The following is a 17,186-nucleotide window of genomic DNA, read 5'->3' on the forward strand; positions in this document are numbered from 1 at the left end:
TTAGGGGGCGTGCATGGCGCGGCTGGTGGCGGGGCAGGGCTTCGCCCTCGATCTGGATGAGGCCCGGCTGGCGAACGGGTTCGTCGCCGACGCCTTCACCACCGTGCCGGAAGCCTCCACCCTCGCCGCCGGCGCCGGCAGCCAGACCGTCGCCCGCACGGTCGCCGGCCGGGCGCACGCCATCGCGCTCGACTATGTCGCCGCCGGCAGCGGGTCGGGGGCGGGCGTCCGTTTCACCGGCCTGAGCGACCGCGATGCGGCCGGCGTCCTGCGCTACCGGATCGAGGGGCTGGACGTCGCGCTGACGGGCGGAACGCTCGACCGGCTCGGCGCCCGCATCTTCCAGCAGATCGACGGCTTCGCCGGGGCCGACGCCAACGACAGCGTGTATCTCGGCGTGCCCGGCGGACGCAGCTTCGACGGCGGCGGCGGCATCGACCGTGCCGTCTACACCGCCGATCCGCGCCGCTATGCCCTGCAGGGCGGCGCCTACCGTGCGGAGACGCCGGTGGTGGTGGCGCTCGACGGCAGCGGCCGGCGCCATGCCGTGGTGTCGAGTCGGAACGCCGATACGCTGACCGACGTCGAGCTGATCACCATCGATGGCCGCACCGCCGCCCTGGCGGCGCTCGCTTTCGACGCGCGGAGCTACCTTGCGGCCAACCGCGACCTCGCCGCCGTCTTCGGCGACAATGTGGTGGCCGCCGCCGCCCATTATTCCTGGAACGGCCGGAACGAGGGGCGCAGCCTGGGCGGCTTCGACCCGCTGGGCTATCTGGGCGCCAATCCCGACGTGCTGGCGGCGGTCGGCGTCGATGCCGGGGCCGCCGTTCGGCATTACCTGGCCTATGGCGCCCGCGAAGGGCGGACCGCCGGTTTCGATCCCTACGGCTATCTCGCCTCCCACCCCGACGTGCTGGCCGCCATCGGCATCGATCCGGCGGCGGCGGTGGTCCACTATGCCCGCCACGGCCGGGGCGAGGGGCGCAGCGTGACCTTCGACGCGGCGGCCTATCTGGCGGCCAACGCGGACGTGGCGGCGGCCACCGGCGGCAACGCCGCTGCGGCCAAGCTCCATTACCTCGCCTTCGGCCTCGGCGAGGGGCGGCCGTTGCGGGTGCCCCCCAGCCGGTCCCCGGTGGCGTCCATGAGGGCCGCTTCCATGAGATTGGCCATGCCGGCCGCCGCCGCACTCCTGGAGCCGCAGGGGACATCTCTTGGGACGCCGCAGGGAGTGCCGGTCGTCGTGACCGGGACGGCCGGCAACGACACGCTGAGCGGCAGCGCCGCCTATGACGCGCTGGGCAACCCGATCACCGACGCGGTGGACGGGCTGGCCGGGATCGACAGCTTCGTGCTGACCGGCGCGCTCGCCTCCTACTCTCTGGCCATCGACGCCAACGGCAATCTCGTGGTCGGCGGTCCCGACGGCACCGACACGCTGACCGGCATCGAGATGCTGCAGGCCACCGACGGGGTCTATCCGGTGGGATCTCTGGTCGGCTTCTCCCAGCCGTCGCTGACGGGCCTGACCGTCTCGACCTCCGCCTCCACCGGCGCCGATTATCTGGTGGGCGGGATCATGGGGGACGCCATCGGCGGCGGGGCTGGCAACGACACCATCGCCGGGCTCCTCGGCAACGACACGCTGTTCGGCAATGCCGGCAACGATGCCCTGCTGGGCGGCGACGGGCTGGACCAGCTGGAGGGCGGGGCGGGCAACGACCTGATGTTCGGCGGGGCTGGGGACGATCTGCTGCGCGGCGATGTCATCGACGTGGTCGGCAACGACACCCTGCTGGGCGAGGACGGCAACGACTGGCTCGACGCCGGGGCGGGCAACGACTGGCTGGACGGCGGCGTCGGCAACGACACGCTCTATGGCGGGCTGGGCGGCGACGTGCTGCGCGGCGGCGGCGGCGGCGACGTGCTGTTCGGCGATGTCTATTCCGACCGCAGCCACGAGATCTCGGTCAACGCCGCCGACACCACCACCGTCTATGAGGACGTCCTGCTGGGCGGCGCCGGCAACGACACGCTGGTCGGCGGCCATGGCGCCGACCTGATGGACGGCGGAGCGGGGGCGGATGTCTTCTCCATCCGCAACCTGAACGAATCCACCCTGGCCGCCCCCGACGCCATCATCACCTTCAACGGTGCCGTCGTGGCGCAGCAGGCCCTGCAGGGGCTGGCGAGCTACGCCACCGTCGGGGCCGAGGGCGACCGCATCGACGTTTCGGAAATCGACGCCGTCACCGGCACCACAGAGAACGACGCCTTCACCTTCGTCGGCGCCGCCGGCTTCACCGCGGCCGGCCAGCTGCGCTATCAGGCCTCCGGCGCGGTCACGCTGATCGAGGGCGAGGTGAACGGCGATGGGGCGGCCGACTTCCGCATCCAGGTCAACATCGCCAACTATACCTTCTCCGCCTTCGACTTCGTGCTGTAGGCGCGCGGGCGGCCACCCCCCATGATGTTCACCCTCGTCAGGACCGAACGGTTCGAGCAGGAGATCAAGAAGAGCCGCTTCCTGGCCCACGCCGCCCCGGCCGGCAGCGAGGAGGAGGCGCGCCGCGTCATCGCCGCCGGCAGCAGCCCGGATGCCGGCCACAATTGCTGGGCCTTCCGGATCGGCGACATCTACCGCTTCAGCGACGACGGCGAGCCCGGCGGGACGGCCGGGCGGCCGATCCTGCAGGCGATCGAAGGGCAGGGACTGGACCGCGTGGCGGTGGTGGTCAGCCGCTGGTTCGGCGGCATCCTGCTGGGCGCGGGCGGGCTGGTGCGCGCCTATGGCGGCACGGCGGCCAGCTGCCTGAAGGCGGCGGAGCGCGAGCCGATCGTCGACTATGCCACCCTGTCCATCGCCTGCGCCTTCGCCGAGGAGGCGCGGGTCCGCTCCAGCCTCGGCTCCTTTCCCGGCACCCAGGTCGAGACCACGGACTTCACCGCCGACGGCGTCCAGCTTCGCGTCACGCTGCCCCGCGACCGTGTGGAGGATTTCACCCGCATGGTCACCGACCTTTCCCGCGGGCAGGCTGTGATCGGGCCTGTCGGAGATCGCGGATAAGCGGAAGCGTGGCTGCTTTCCATAAGGGAGCTTATGTGTTTTTCATGCCATAAAATCATGAATTATAATGATGGGTTGATGATTTGGAACCTTGTCGCGGGGGTTTCCCGATCTCCCCACCGATAGGAAATCCACCCCTTTCTCGTGAGTCAAAAGGGGCTGTTTCGTGTAGGGCGACAATTTTGAGCACTCCCCGTTGAACGGGGGATGGTGCCGAAATCATCCGATGAAATCCGGCCTTCCTCCTTCCGTTTTACTTGGAAGGATCGCCCGTTCTAGCCGGTGATACCCCGACTTATCGAATTGTGGACGGCGGTTTCCTCCTCACATTTGGGTGAATACGGCCGATTGGCCCAACAAATCATCACCGGAGTGCGGTTGCGTGCCGGCAGCCGGCGGGAAATGCCCCCGTCCCGGTCATGCCGCCCTGCCGCCGTCAAGGAGGACCATCTGTGCGCGACGTACTGATTGCGGACGCCGGCCTCGCGGATCTGGACCGGCTGCTCGACCGTTGCCGGCCGGACATTCGCGTCGTTCGGGTGGCGGCCGATGGGGATGGCGGGAAGGCCCTGGCCGATGCGCTCGCCGGGCGGCCTGCGGCCATCCATCTGCTGGCCCATGGCGAGCCGGGCGTGGTCCGCCTGGGCGCCCGTCCGCTCGACGTCGCGGCGTTTGAGCACGCTGGGGAGTCTGCTGCAGAGGCGGACAGGCATTCCTGGCCCCAGGCGCCGGACACGGAGATCCTGATCCATGCTTGCGACGTGGGGGCCGATGGCGGCCGCTTCGCCGCGGCGCTCGCCCGGGCGACCGGCGCACGGGTCGCCGCCGCCAGCCATCCGGTCGGCCATCCGTCGCTGGGCGCCTCCTGGGACCTCGACGTGACCACCGGGCCGGTCGCCGCCGCCCTGCCCTTCTCCGGCACCGGCGACTGGGTCCATCGGCTGGCCTACAGCGGCACCCCGTCGGACGGCGACGACACGCTGGTCGGCGACGACACCGGCAACATCATCGACGGCGGGGCCGGCAACGACAGCATCACCGGGGGCACCGGCAACGACAGCCTGGTCGGCGGGATCGGCAACGACACGCTGGTCGGCGGCGGCAACACGGGCGTCGCGGCCGGCGACACCATGAATGGCGGGCTGGGCGCCGACCATTATGTCGGCGGCAGCGGCTTCAACATCGTCACCTACGAGGACGCCACCGCCGGCCTCACGCTGGACCTGACCAACGGCGCCAACAACACCGGCGAGGCGGCCAGCGATACCTTCGAGAACATCCAGCGCTGGATCGGCTCGGAGTATGCCGACAGCCTGACGGCGGGCGACACGGCGGTGTGGTTCTGGGGCCATGGCGGCAACGACGTCGAGCATGGCGGGGCCGGCAACGACACGCTGGAGGCCGGCGACGGCAACGACAGCGTCTTCGGCGGCGGCGGCACCGACCTGATCTACGGCCGCGCCGACAATGACGAACTGCATGGGGAACTCGGCGACGACACGGTGGCCGGCGGCGGCGGTGCCGACCTGATCCATGGCGATGCCGGCAACGACCTGCTGAAGGGCGACTGGGAGCGCGACACCATCCATGGCGGCGACGGCGACGACACCATCCTGGCCGGCATCGTCTCCGCCGGCAGCTATGCCCAGACCCAGGCCGACACGATCTTCGGCGAGGCCGGCAACGACCGCTACATCGTCGTCAGCCAGTATGACGCCGGCACCGTCGGCTTCGACGGCGGCACCGGCACCGACACGCTGGAGGTCCGGTCCGACAACCTGACCAGCTTCAACGGCTACGACCTGGAATACTACACCGCCGTCGCCTCCCCCACGATCGACCTGACGGGGATGACGCTGGCCGGTGTGGAGCGGCTGGAGCTGACCGGTAGCCGGGCGCACGATGTGACGCTGACCGGCGCGCAAGCGGCCGGATTCGAGGTCATCGCCGGCAGTGCGGCGTCCGACACCCTGCGCATCGCCGGCAGCGCCGACCTGTCGGCAGTGGCCCTGTCGGGCATCGAGGCCGTCGAGGTCACCGGCAGCGGCGCAACCCTGACGCTCGCGGCTTCGCAGCTGGCCGGGCTGGCGCTGACAGGCAACGGCAACGCGCTCGCGGTGGCGGCGTCCGGCGATGGGGCAACCGTGGACCTGTCGGCGGCCGCCGGCTTCGCGCAGGTCGCCCTGACCGGCACCGCCGGGGCCGACGAGCTGACGGTCGGGGCCGGGGCGACCGTCACCGGCAATGGCGGCGGCGACGTCATCCGCATCGCCGCCGGGACCACCGGTGCCGTCACCGTCACCGATGCCGCTATCGGCGATCGTCTGGTGATGGAGGGCGCCGACCTTGCGGGCATGGAGGTGGAGACGGCCGCCGGCTCCACCGTGCTGCGCCTTGCCAGCGGTCTGGCCGTGACCCTGACGGGGAGCTTCGACGCCACCCAGTTCCAGGCCGGCGGCAGCGGCAGCGTCACCATCGTTCAGGCCGTTTCGCCTCCCCCTCCCCCTCCCCCTCCCCCGCCGCCCGTCACGTCACCGGATCCCGTTCCCGATTCCCCACCGGCTCCCCCGCCGGCCCCTACCCCGGTTCCAACCCCCGACCCCACTCCGGTCCCCACGCCGGTCCCGTCGGCCGACCCCGCCTCCACCCCCCAGGCGCCGTCCGCCGGAGGGCTGCCGGCCGGCTTCAACGCGCTCGCCTACATCGCCTCCCACCCGGACCTGATCGCCGCCTTCGGTGCCAATGCCGAGGCCGGCACCCGGCATTACCTGCAAAGCGGACAGGCGGAAGGGCGGACGGTCACCTTCGACCCGCTGGCCTACACCGCCTCCTTCCCCGAACTGATCGCCGCCTTCGGTACCGACGCCGATGCCGCGGCCCGGCACTACATCGAGCTCGGCCGCGCCGAGGGGCGGCAGCCGAACTTCAACGGCCTGTCCTACATCGCCTCCCACCGGGACCTGATCGCCGCCTTCGGCACCAACGCCGACGCAGGCACCCGGCATTTCATCGAGAACGGCTATGCCGAGGGGCGGAGCGTCACCTTCGACGGCTATAATTATCTGGCGGCCAACCGCGACGTGGCGCTCGCCTTCGGTGCCGATCCCGATGCCGCCGCCCGGCACTACATCCAGAACGGCCTGTCGGAGGGGCGGCCGGCCCAGGGCTTCGACGCGCTGCGCTACATCGCCAGCAACCCGGACCTGATCCAGGCCTTCGGCCCCGACGTCCAGGCGGCCGAGATCCATTACATCCAGATCGGCTACGCCGAGGGCCGGTCGCTGACCGCCTTCGACCCCGCCGCCTATCTGGCGAGCAATCCCGAGATCGCCGCGGAGTTCGGCACCAGCGACGCCGCGATCGAGCTTGCCTACATCAAGCGCAGCACCTCGACCGAGACGGCGGCCCTGTCGCCTGCCGCCAGCCCCGCAGCCATGGAGATGGCGCCCATCGCCGTCACCATGCTGGCGGCGGGGATGACCGGGTCGGAGGCGCTGGGGATCGGCAGCGGCTTCCACGACCCGGCATCCTCCGGCACGGCGTCGGGCATGCTGGCGGTGGGCGACGGCGGGCTGTCCGGCCGGGAGCGGACGGAGCTTCCCGCCTGAACGGCGGGGAGGTTCGGGATCGGGTCTTGCGGAAGGATGGCGGCGCCGGGCAATCCCCGGCGCCGCTTTCCGTCGGTCCGGCCGGTCAGCGGCCGCCGGCGGTCCTGGCGCGCTCGGCCTTCGCCATGGACGGCAGCGCCACGTCGATCACCAGCCGGTGGCCGCGGTCCTTGTCCGGGGCCAAGGTGGAGACGGCGAGCAGGCGCACCGCCCCGCCCTTGGCATCGTCCTCGCCCGCGCCATCCTCGTCGCTGAACAGCAGGCGGGTGCCGCCGCCGTCCCGCTCGGCCCGGTAGCCGAGCGCCGTCGCCGGCAGGCGGCCGGACGGGGCAGCCTGCCACAGCGTGCCGGGCAGCCTCACCTCCAGCCGGCCGTCGGGGCGCCGCACCGGGGTCTCGTAACGCGGGTCCTGGTCGAGGTCGAGCACGACGCGCAGCCCGTCCCCGCCATTGGCGGTGCGGATCCGTTCCACACGACGCTGGGCCTCGGGGCGTTGAGCGTCAGGGCGTTGGGTTCCGGAGCGCGCCGCGGGCTGGAAGCTGACCGGCTGGGCGGGGGCTGCGTCGTCCCGGGGGTCGGGCTTGACCGCAGGGACCGGAGCGGCGGGAACTGCCGGAGCCGGGGAGGCGACAGGCTGTGAAACCGCGGGCTGGGCGGCGGCCGGCCGGGTGGCGGCCTTCGCAGGGGGGACCGCCTTGGCCGGTTCCTTGCCCAACTCGACGAAGCCGCCGGTGCGCCCCTCGGCGCGGCCATGCTGGACGTAATGGGCGTAGCCGCTGGAAGCCTGCCCGCTGCGGATGGCGGCGACCACGTCGGGATTGGCGGCCAGATAGCTCCGCTCCCGCCAGCCGGTCGGCGGCGCCAGGGCGCTGTCGATCTGCGGGGTGCGGCGCAGGCCGGACATCAGCGACCCGTGCAGGCCGAGCCCTTCCACCGCCAGCGACAGCCACATGGGCGTCAGCAGCAGAAGCAGAAGGCGCAGCAGCTGGGAGATCGGCGACAAGGCGGGGCGCGTCCGGAAGAGGGGAAACGGCACCGGTCCCGTCGGCCCGGCGTTCCCCGCATGCCTACTCCCAAGCGCGCCGTCCGGTCCAGGAAAAGCCGCCGGCCGGAGGGGGGTGCTTTTTCGGCCATCAACCCCTTTGACCACCAACGATGCGGGGTACCCCATCGTTCGGGTGGCCGCCCGTCGGCGCGATGCACACCTTGGGTTGGCCGCAGCCGTTCGGCGCCACCCCTTAGAGTTTCGGAACCGGGAAGCCTTCATGGAACAGATGCGAGACGGATCGCCGGCCGATCCGGCGCGGGACCCCTCCTCCCCCCTCTCCTCCAAAGGGCAGCCTCAGGCCGAGGGTTCCCAACCCGGCTCCAACCCTGGCCCCAATCCTGGTCCAAGGCCCGGACCGCCTCTCGATCCCGGCATCGCCGGGCTGGTGTCGGCGCTGCGCATGCTGGGCATCCCGGCCGATTACGACGGCGTGCGCCATGCCTGCGGCGGCGAATCCCCCGACCTGACCGGGCTGGTCCGCCAGGCCCACCGGCTGGGCGCCAAGGCCCGCGTGGTGAAGACCAAATGGGAGCGGCTGGAGCGCACGCCGCTGCCCGCCCTGGTCCCCGGCCCCGATGGCGGCTTCCTGGTGCTGGCCAAGGCCGGCAACGGCCGCGTGCTGGTGCATGACGCCGCGACCAACCAGACCCGCATCCTCGACCGCGAAGGGTTCGAGCCGCTGTGGAGCGGCCGGTTGATCTGCCTGGGGCGCAAGGGCACGATGGGCATGGGCCAGCCGCGCTTCGACGCCCGCTGGTTCGGGGCGGTCGCCTGGAAATACCGCGGCATCCTGGGCGAGGTGCTGCTCGCCTCCTTCTTCATCCAGCTGTTCGCGCTGGTGACGCCGCTGTTCTTCCAGGTGGTGGTCGACAAGGTGGTGGTGCACCGCAGCCTGGGCACGCTGGACGTGCTGATGGTCGGCATGCTGGCCGTCATCCTGTTCGAGGCGGTTCTGGGCGGCCTGCGCACCTACACCTTCGCCCACACCGCCAACCGGCTGGACGTGGAGCTGGGGGCCAAGCTGTACCAGCGGCTGCTGTCGCTCCCCATGGGCTATTTCGCGGCGCGCCGGGTCGGCGACAGCGTCGCCCGCGTGCGCGAGCTGGAGACGATCCGCAACTTCATGACCAGCTCCACCATCACGCTGGTGCTGGACCTGCTGTTCACCGTGGTCTTCCTCGGCGTGATGCTGCTGTACAGCCCGATGCTGACGGCGATCGTCGCGGCCTCCTTCCCCATCTACGTCCTGATCAGCCTGGTGGCGACGCCGATCCTGCGCCGCCGGCTGGACGAGAAGTTCGCCCGCGGCGCCGAGAACCACAGCTTCCTGGTCGAGACGGTGTCGAGCATCGAGACGGTCAAGGCCATGGCGGTGGAGCCGCGCATGCAGCGCCGCTGGGAGGACCAGCTGTCCGGCTATGTCCGCGCCGGCTTCCGCGCCGGCAACCTGAACAACGTCGCCAGCCAGTCGGTGCAGTTCGTCTCCAAGATCTCGACCATGCTGGTGCTGTGGCTGGGGGCGAAGCTGGTGATCGAGGGCAGCCTGACGGTGGGCGAGCTGGTGGCCTTCAACATGTTCGCCGGCCGCGTCGTCCAGCCGGTGCTGCGCATCGCCCAGCTGTGGCAGGACTTCCAGCAGGTGCGGCTGTCGATGCACCGCATCGGCGACATCCTGAACACCGCGCCCGAACCGCTGCAGAGCCCCGGCCGCGCCGCCATGCCGGCGATCAAGGGCGACCTGACCTTCGACCACGTCACCTTCCGCTACCGCCATGACGGGCCGGAGACGCTGAGCGACGTGTCGCTGCACATCCCCGCCGGACAGGTGGTCGGCATCGTCGGCACCTCGGGCTCGGGCAAGAGCACGCTGGCCAAGCTGCTGCAGCGCTTCCATGTGCCGGAGCGCGGGCGGGTGATGGTGGACGGCACGGATCTCTCCACCGCCGACGCGGTGTGGCTGCGCCGGCAGATCGGCGTGGTGCTGCAGGACAATGTCCTGTTCTCGGGCACCATCCGCGAGAACATCGCGCTGACCGACCCGACCATGGAGATGGGCCGCGTCGTCGCCGCGGCGAAGCTGGCCGGCGCCCACGACTTCATCGTCGAGCTGCCCGACGGCTACGACACCGTGGTGGGGGAGCGCGGCGCCAGCCTGTCGGGCGGGCAGCGGCAGCGCATCGCCATCGCCCGAGCGCTGGTCACCAACCCGCGCATCTTGATCTTCGACGAGGCGACCAGCGCGCTCGACCATGAGTCCGAGCGGATCATCCAGGCCAACATGCGCCGCATCTGCGCCGGCCGCACCGTGCTGATCATCGCCCACCGCCTGTCCACCGTCGCCATCGCCGACCGCATCGTCACGGTGGAGCGCGGCCGCATCGTCGAGGACGGCGCGCCCGACGAGCTTCTGCGCCGCGGCGGCCGCTACGCCACGCTGTTCCACGGTCAAATGGGGGGGCAGATGGGACAGCTGCCGGGGGGGAACCCGCCGCCAACGGACGGGCTGATCGAACAACGGGCCGCGGGCTGAGGGGGGACGAGCGCCATGAGCAAGACGAACGCCGCGGTGAAGGCCACCTCCGCCATCCCCGATCCCAATGGTTCCAACCCCGCCGCGCCCGCCAACCCTGCCGGCGTCAAGCCGCCCGCCAACGTGCCGGGCACCCCTGGCGAGCCGCGCCCGCCGACCCGGCCCCAGGGGCGAACCCAGAAGCGCCGGCGCGACGAGATGGACTTCCTGCCCGACGCGCTGGAGATCCTGGAACGGCCGCCCTCGCCCACCGCGCGGACCTTCACCGCCGTCATCATGCTGGCCTTCACCGCAGCCTGCGCCTGGGCCTGGTTCGGCCATGTCGACGTGGTGGCGGTGGCCCAGGGCCGGGTGGTGCCGAGCGGCCGGACCAAGACCGTCCAGCCGATGCAGACCGGCGTCGTGCGCGCCATCGCCGTCGAGGACGGCCAGCTGGTCAAGGCCGGCCAGACGCTGATCGAACTGGACCCGACCGGGGCGACCGCCGACCGCGACCGCATCCGCTCCGACCTGTCGGCGGCAAGGGCGGAGGTGGCGCGGCTGCGGGCGGCGCTGGAGGTGGTGAACGGCAACCCCGACGCCGTCTTCGCCGCTCCCGCCGGGCTGTCGCCCGAACTGGCGCGGATGCAGGGCCAGCTGCTGGCCAGCCAGATCGCCGAGCAGCGCGCCAAGCTGGCCGCGCTCGACCGCGAGCACGCCCGGCGCGAGGCCGACCGCGCCACCGTGGTGCAGACCATCGCCAAGCTGAACGCCACCCTGCCGCTGATCCGCGAACGGGCGGAGGCGCTGTTCGACCTGTCCCAGCGCGGCACCTCGTCCCGCTTCCAGTATCTCCAGCTCCAGCAGGATCTGGTCGGGCAGGAGCAGGAGCTTCTGGTCCAGAAGATCAAGCTGACGGAGGCCGACGCCTCCATCGCCGCCACCGCCGAGCAGCGCCGCCAGACCGAGGCCGAGTTCCGCCGCCAGCTCTACACCGGACTGGCCGAGGCCGAGCGCAAGGCCGCCTCGCTGGATCAGGAATTGGCCAAGGCAGACCAGCAGGTGGATCTCTTGCGGCTGACCGCGCCGGTGGACGGCTATGTCCAGCAGCTGGCCGTGCACACGGTGGGCGGCGTGGTGACCACCGCCCAGCCGCTGATGGTCATCGTGCCGGAGGACAGCCGGCTGGAGGTGGAGGCCTTCATCCCCAACAAGGACATCGGCTTCGTCCAGACCGGACAGGTGGCGGAGGTGAAGGTGGAGGCCTTCTCCTTCACCAAATACGGCCTGATCCCCGGCCGCGTCGCCTCGCTGTCCAGCGACGCCGTGCAGCAGCAGGCCGACAAGGGAACGGAGAAGAGTGGCGCCAAGGCGCCGGAGGGGGGAGCGGTCTATGCCGCCCGCATCGCGCTGGATCGCGACACGCTGGAGGTCGACGGCAAGGAGACGCGGCTGCAGCCGGGCATGACCGTGACCGCCGAGGTCAAGACCGGCCGCCGCCGCATCGCCGACTACCTGCTCTCCCCCCTCTCGCGCAGCGCCCAGGAAGCCATGCACGAGCGGTAGAAGTTCCCTCTCCAGGGATCCCCCCTCTCCCCCCCGGGGAGAGGGTCGGGGTGAGGGGGATGCATGGGGTGGATTCGGTGGGGGCGGAGAGTGCGCGACTCTTGAAAATCCTCGCCGCGCGCCCCCCTCACCCTAACCCTCTCCCCGCTTTCGGCGGACCTTTGGTCCGCCTGTCGCGTCAGCGCAAACGAAGTTTGCGCGTGAGCGGGGGAGAGGGGATCTCCAGTTTATGCCGCCATGTCATGCGCGTCGTACCAGGCGTGCAGGCCGTGGGCGGCGTCCTCGAAGCCGGAAACCGTCTGCGGCATCCAGGCGGCCATGGTGTCGGCAATCCCATGCGACGCCGCGTTGGCCGAGACGGCATGGCCCAGCAGGTCGCCGGCCTGAAGCTCTGCCATCTGCGCCTGGGACGGAGCCTTGGTACCGAACAGGCTCTTGTCGGCGGCGACGACCAGCGTGCCGTTCCACCACATCCCGCTCTGGCCCTTGACCACGTCGCGCCCGTCGAGCGCGCCCTTGTCGTAGGTCACCGCGGCGTCGGTGGCGGCATAGCCGTGGCCGTTCACGCTGACGCTGTCGACGAACAGGTTGCGGTCCTGGCCGCCGGCGAAGCCGTCGTTGTCGTACCGGATCTGCACCTTGTGGGCGCTGTCGGCCGACACGCTGGTGATGAAGGCGTAGGTTTTCGCCGCGCTGCCGACGGTGGCGCTGCCGACGGTCTGGCCGTCGACCAGAAGGGTGAAGTGGGCGTTGACCCCGGCGGCGGCCGTGCCCTTGGCGTTGACCAGGATGGTGGCGGCCGTGGTCGCGGGCGCGCCCGGTCCGGTGTCGGGCGTTTCCGGCGCGCCGTAGAGTTGGCCGATCTTCGCCAGCATCGCCTGGGTGTTCAGGTCGGTGTAGCCGGTGGCGCCGAGCGGCGTTCCGGTCTGCTTCGCCAGCGACAGGAACTCGTCCTGGGTCAGGGCGCTGCCGCGCAGCGCCAACGCCTCCTGCTGGGCGAGCGCCACCGCGGCGGTCACCGTCGGGGCGGCGAAGGAGGAGCCGTTGGCCGTCACCGTCCGCCCCGCCAGGTCGGTCAGCCGGATGTCGGTGCCGTCGGCGCACAGGTCGGTGATGCCCGGATTGCGCTGGGCCCAGCCCGGCAGCGCCCCGTCGCCGGTGGAGGCGGTGACGCAGATCGTGTTGTGGTCGGCGGCGAAATAGGAGACGTCGGTCGCCGTCCCGTTCTGCCCGGCATTGCCGGCGGCGGCCGACACCAGCACCCGCTTGGCGGCGAGGCTCGCCAGCTCGTCCGACAGGATGGTCGTCATCTCCGACGAGGCGGAGCCGCCGGCCAGCGACAGGTTGACGCCGACGACGTTGTGGTCCGACGCATGGGCGACGACCCATTGCAGCGCCTGCTCGATCGCTGCTCCCGACGCGGTGGTGGAGTTGTCCGGCATCACCTTCAGCGCGATGATGCCGACGTCCGGCGCCTGCGACAGGATGCGGGAGGTCACCAGGGCGCCGTGGGTGTCGGCGTTGGGGTTGCGCGCATCGCCGTCATTGTCGGCGTAGTCGTGCTGGTAGACCACGGAGGCGGCAGTCTCCCAGGTCGGCGACCAGCCGCTGTCGATGACGACGACCGTCTTGCCGCTGCCGGTATGGGTGCTGTTCGCCATGCTGTCGGTCCCCGCTGTCTGCCGTCGATGAAAAGCGGGGCGGAGTATGAGGGCTGGCGGTGTGGCCTTCGGATGATAAGGACGGGGCGGTTTTGGGATGGGGCACCCCTTATGCGACGGCGCATAAGAGAAGGCATGAGGGGCGGCATGACCGGCGGTATCGGGCATGGGGCTGGCCGGAGCCAACCGGCGCCCCACCTGTTGGGCGGAAGCCATGCAAGAGGGAGCAATGCCGTGCGAGGGGGGTGGATGAGGGTGCCGGTCCGTTATCGCTGGGGGTTCGCCGCCCTGCTGTTCCTGCCGTCCGCAGCCGCCGCCCAGCCCCCTGCCGCTCAATTGTCTGCGGGGGCGCCGGCGCTGGAACTCCCGGTGCGCTGCCGGATCGGGGCGGACTGCTTCGTCCAGAACTACGTCGACGCCGATCCGGGGCCGGGGATGCGGGACTTCGCCTGCGGCCGGCTGACCTATGACGGGCACAAGGGGACGGATTTTCGCCTGCCCGACCTGGAGGCGATGCGGCGCGGGGTGGCGGTGGTGGCGGCGGCTTCCGGCACGGTCGCCCGTGTGCGCGACGGGATGGAGGATGTCAGCATCCGGCAGAGCGGCGGCGCGCCGGCCGGCTATGATGCGGGCAATGCGGTGGTGGTCGACCATGGCGACGGCTGGGAAACCCAGTACAGCCACCTGAAGCGTGGCAGCGTCATCGTCAAGCCGGGCGACCGGGTGGAGGCGGGCACGCCGCTGGGCCAGATCGGGCTGTCCGGCAAGACCGAGTTTCCCCATGTCGATTTCGGCATCCGTCATGACGGCCGCACGCTCGATCCCTATACGGGCAAGGAGGCCGGCAGCGGCGATGCACCGTCCTGTGCTGCCGACCAGGGGGCCGCCGGGACGGGCAACGCGCCGCTCCCCCCGGATACGCTGTGGAGCGCCGAGGCGCGCCGGACCCTCGCCTATCGGCCGAGCGCCCTGCTCGGCGCCGGTCTGGCGCCCGAGGCGCCGAAGGCGGAGGTGGCGCGGGACGGCGGCTATGGCGCGGGCAATGACGGCAAACCCCTGCCGGCCGGCACGCCGACGCTCGGCGTCTGGGCGGAGCTGATGGGCGGGCGGCAGGGCGACCGCGTGACCCTGGAGGTGACCGGCCCCGACGGCCGCCGCCTGTTCCGCAGCGAAGGAGCGGTGCCGCGCCCGCTGGCCGTGCTGTTCTTCGGCACCGAGGTGAAGAAGCCCGCCCCCGGTCCCTGGGCGCCCGGCCCCTACCGGGTGACGGTGACGCTCCGCCATGGCGACGAGACGGTGCTGCGGGAGGAGAGGCGGGTGGAGGTGCGATGAATCGCGGCAGATAATCAACCGAAGAGTCCTGTTGAACTCAGGCAAAGATCTTTACGTTTGTTAAGTATAAGTTCGTATAACCGTTAAACAAATATTCTTCTATAAAAGAAAAATTTTAAAACTGATGATTGATATATGACTTTGGCCTATGTTGCTGCCGCTCGCGAATGGGCGGCTTCGGAGAATTTGCCGAATTCTCCCTCCAGACTGTAAAGCGTCTGAAGCAATATGGGGATATCCATGAAGAATATCGGGATTTTTGACCGGATGAAAGTGGCGACCCGTATTGCAGCCGGCTTTCTTGTGCTTCTCGTCATCATTGCCGCCATTTCCGGACTGGCCGCATCCGGCCTGCTGTCGGCAAGGAGCGGGTTCGATCAATATGCTGCCATCAGCAGCAACTCGCTGAACATCGAGACGGTCAAGGGCGACCTGTCCGAAATGCGCCGCAACGTGATCTCCTACATCTACACCGGCAATGACGACGCCAAGGAGACGGCGCGGCAGATCCAGAAGCAGTTGGCGGAGCTTCTTCCCCAGGTCATCCAGGCCAACGCGCATCCCGAACGGCGGGCCAATCTGGAACGGATGAGCGTGCTGCTGGCCTCCTACCGGGCCAATTTCGACAGGATGGAGCCGGTGCGGGAACGCCGCGACGATCTGGTCGAGAAGGAAATGGACCCGACCGGACGGACGGCGCGGGAAAACCTGTCGCGGATCGTCCGCTCGGCCATGGCGGACGGCGATCTCGAAGCGGCCGCCTATGCCGGCATCGCCCAGGAGTCCCTGATGCTGGCCCGGCTGGAGGCCACCCGTTTCCTCGCCGACCCGCGCGACGAGGTGGCGGACCGCTTCCGCCGGAACGCCGAGGGGTTCGAGAAGGCCGCAGCCGTTCTGGACGGGCATCTCCAGAATCCGGAGCGGCGGCGTCTGGCGGTCGAGACGGCGGAACTGGCGAAGCGCTACCGCAACCAGTTCGAGGAGTTGCGGTCGGCGGCGATCGAGGTCGACCGGCTCGTCAACGGGGTTATGACCAAGGAAGCCAACGAGTTCAAGGATCTGGCCATGCGGACGGTCCGGATGCAGGCCGAGGCGCGGGCCGACCTGCTCAGCGGAACCGAACATGCGATGACGCGGACGATGACGCTGAACCTGGGCTTCGCCGGCGTGGCGCTGCTGGTCGGGCTGCTGGCGGCCTGGGTTGTCGGCCGCAGCATCGCCCGTCCGGTCCGGGCGATGACCGCCGCCATGCGTGTCTTGGCCGGCGGCGACCTGACGGTCGACATTCCGGCCCGCGCCAGCCGTGACGAGATCGGCGACATGGCCAAAGCCGTGCAGATCTTCAAGGACAACGCCGTGGAGCGCGTGCGGCTGGAGGAGGAGCAGGCGCGCGAGCAGGCTGCGAAGGAGCAGCGCAGCCATGTGGTGGAGGGCCTGATCCGCACCTTCGACCGGAAGGTGACGGACGTGCTGGATGGGGTGTCGGCCGCATCGGCCACCCTCGGCGATACTGCCCGCGGCATGGCGGACATCGCCGCCGAGACCACCCGGCAGGCGGCGTCCTCCGCCTCGGCCGCCGAACAGACATCGGCCAACGTGCAGACGGTCGCCGCCGCCACCGAAGAGATGGCCGCCTCCATCCAGGAGATCAGCCGTCAGGTATCCCGCTCCAACGCGGTCGCGTCGCAGGCCGTGCAGGAAGCCGGCGAGACGACCGCATCGGTGCGCGGACTGGCCGATGCCGCCGGACGGATCGGCGACGTCGTCAAGCTGATCCAGGGCATCGCCGAACAGACCAACCTGCTGGCGCTGAACGCCACCATCGAGGCGGCGCGCGCGGGCGAGGCCGGCAAGGGCTTCGCCGTCGTCGCGTCGGAGGTGAAGACGCTCGCCAACCAGACCGCCCGGGCGACGGAGGAGATCGCCGCCCAGATCGCCGGGGTCCAGGGCGCCACCCAGGGGGCGGTGACCGCCATCGAGGACATCGGCAGGACCATCGCCAGCATGAACGAGATCGCCTCGACCATCGCCGCCGCCATCGAGGAGCAGAACGCCACCACCGGCGAGATCACCCGCAACGTCCAGCAGGCGGCGCGCGGCACCGAGGAGGTCAGCGGCACCATCGTCGAGGTGAACGACATGGCCGGCCGGACCGGCACCTCGGCGGACCAGGTGCTGACCGCGTCCGATGCGCTGTCCCGGCAGGCGGTGGAACTGCGCCGCGAAGTCGAAAGCTTCCTGGCCGGCATCCGCGCGGCCTGATCGGGAAGGTGTCCGAAGAAGCGCAAGAGTCAAATCGAACCCGGCGGAAGTTATCACAAAATTAACACGTACTCTTTCCACAAAAGAGATTGCCCGAAAGGAGAAAAGTTAAGCCTTTCTGTCGTGTGAT

General features: G+C 70.2%; 9 protein-coding genes. 7 read left to right on the forward strand and 2 right to left on the reverse strand.

Annotation, left to right across the window (positions count from 1 at the left end; genetic code table 11):
- Positions 1-13: 13 nt before the first annotated feature.
- The 3 genes from J2Y49_RS24465 (at position 14) to J2Y49_RS24475 (ending at position 6,678) form a co-directional block, all read left to right on the forward strand.
- Positions 14-2,449, forward strand: coding sequence for a calcium-binding protein (locus J2Y49_RS24465; protein WP_310117617.1), 2,436 nt, complete (start codon positions 14-16; stop codon positions 2,447-2,449).
- 21 nt (positions 2,450-2,470) lie between these two features.
- Positions 2,471-3,070: a YigZ family protein gene (locus J2Y49_RS24470; protein ID WP_310117619.1), complete on the forward strand. Its 600-nt coding sequence runs from the start codon at positions 2,471-2,473 to the stop codon at positions 3,068-3,070.
- Positions 3,071-3,522: 452 nt separating this feature from the next.
- On the forward strand, positions 3,523-6,678 hold the full coding sequence (locus J2Y49_RS24475) for a DUF4347 domain-containing protein (RefSeq protein WP_310117621.1): 3,156 nt from the start codon (positions 3,523-3,525) through the stop codon (positions 6,676-6,678).
- Between the two features lie 85 nt (positions 6,679-6,763).
- Here the strand turns inward: J2Y49_RS24475 and J2Y49_RS24480 are convergent, their stop codons facing one another.
- Entirely contained in the window at positions 6,764-7,681 is a 918-nt protein-coding gene (locus tag J2Y49_RS24480) for a hypothetical protein (RefSeq protein ID WP_310117623.1), read from the reverse strand.
- Between the two features lie 262 nt (positions 7,682-7,943).
- On the opposite strand from J2Y49_RS24480, the gene J2Y49_RS24485 reads away from it, so the two are divergent.
- Entirely contained in the window at positions 7,944-10,256 is a 2,313-nt protein-coding gene (locus tag J2Y49_RS24485) for a type I secretion system permease/ATPase (RefSeq protein WP_310117624.1), read from the forward strand.
- 15 nt (positions 10,257-10,271) lie between these two features.
- Entirely contained in the window at positions 10,272-11,801 is a 1,530-nt protein-coding gene (locus tag J2Y49_RS24490) for an HlyD family type I secretion periplasmic adaptor subunit (RefSeq protein ID WP_310117625.1), read from the forward strand.
- 227 nt (positions 11,802-12,028) lie between these two features.
- Here the strand turns inward: J2Y49_RS24490 and J2Y49_RS24495 are convergent, their stop codons facing one another.
- On the reverse strand, positions 12,029-13,462 hold the full coding sequence (locus J2Y49_RS24495) for a carbohydrate-binding domain-containing protein (protein ID WP_310117627.1): 1,434 nt from the start codon (positions 13,460-13,462) through the stop codon (positions 12,029-12,031).
- 249 nt (positions 13,463-13,711) lie between these two features.
- Here J2Y49_RS24495 and J2Y49_RS24500 point away from each other — a divergent pair, with 249 nt between their 5' ends.
- Positions 13,712-14,794: a M23 family metallopeptidase gene (locus J2Y49_RS24500; protein WP_310117628.1), complete on the forward strand. Its 1,083-nt coding sequence runs from the start codon at positions 13,712-13,714 to the stop codon at positions 14,792-14,794.
- Positions 14,795-15,061: 267 nt separating this feature from the next.
- The gene (locus tag J2Y49_RS24505) at positions 15,062-17,056 is read left to right on the forward strand and encodes a methyl-accepting chemotaxis protein (protein ID WP_310117630.1); all 1,995 of its coding nucleotides are present in this window, start codon (positions 15,062-15,064) and stop codon (positions 17,054-17,056) included.
- Positions 17,057-17,186 lie beyond the last annotated feature (130 nt).

This window comes from Azospirillum sp. BE72 (assembly GCF_031455875.1).
GTDB lineage: Bacteria > Pseudomonadota > Alphaproteobacteria > Azospirillales > Azospirillaceae > Azospirillum.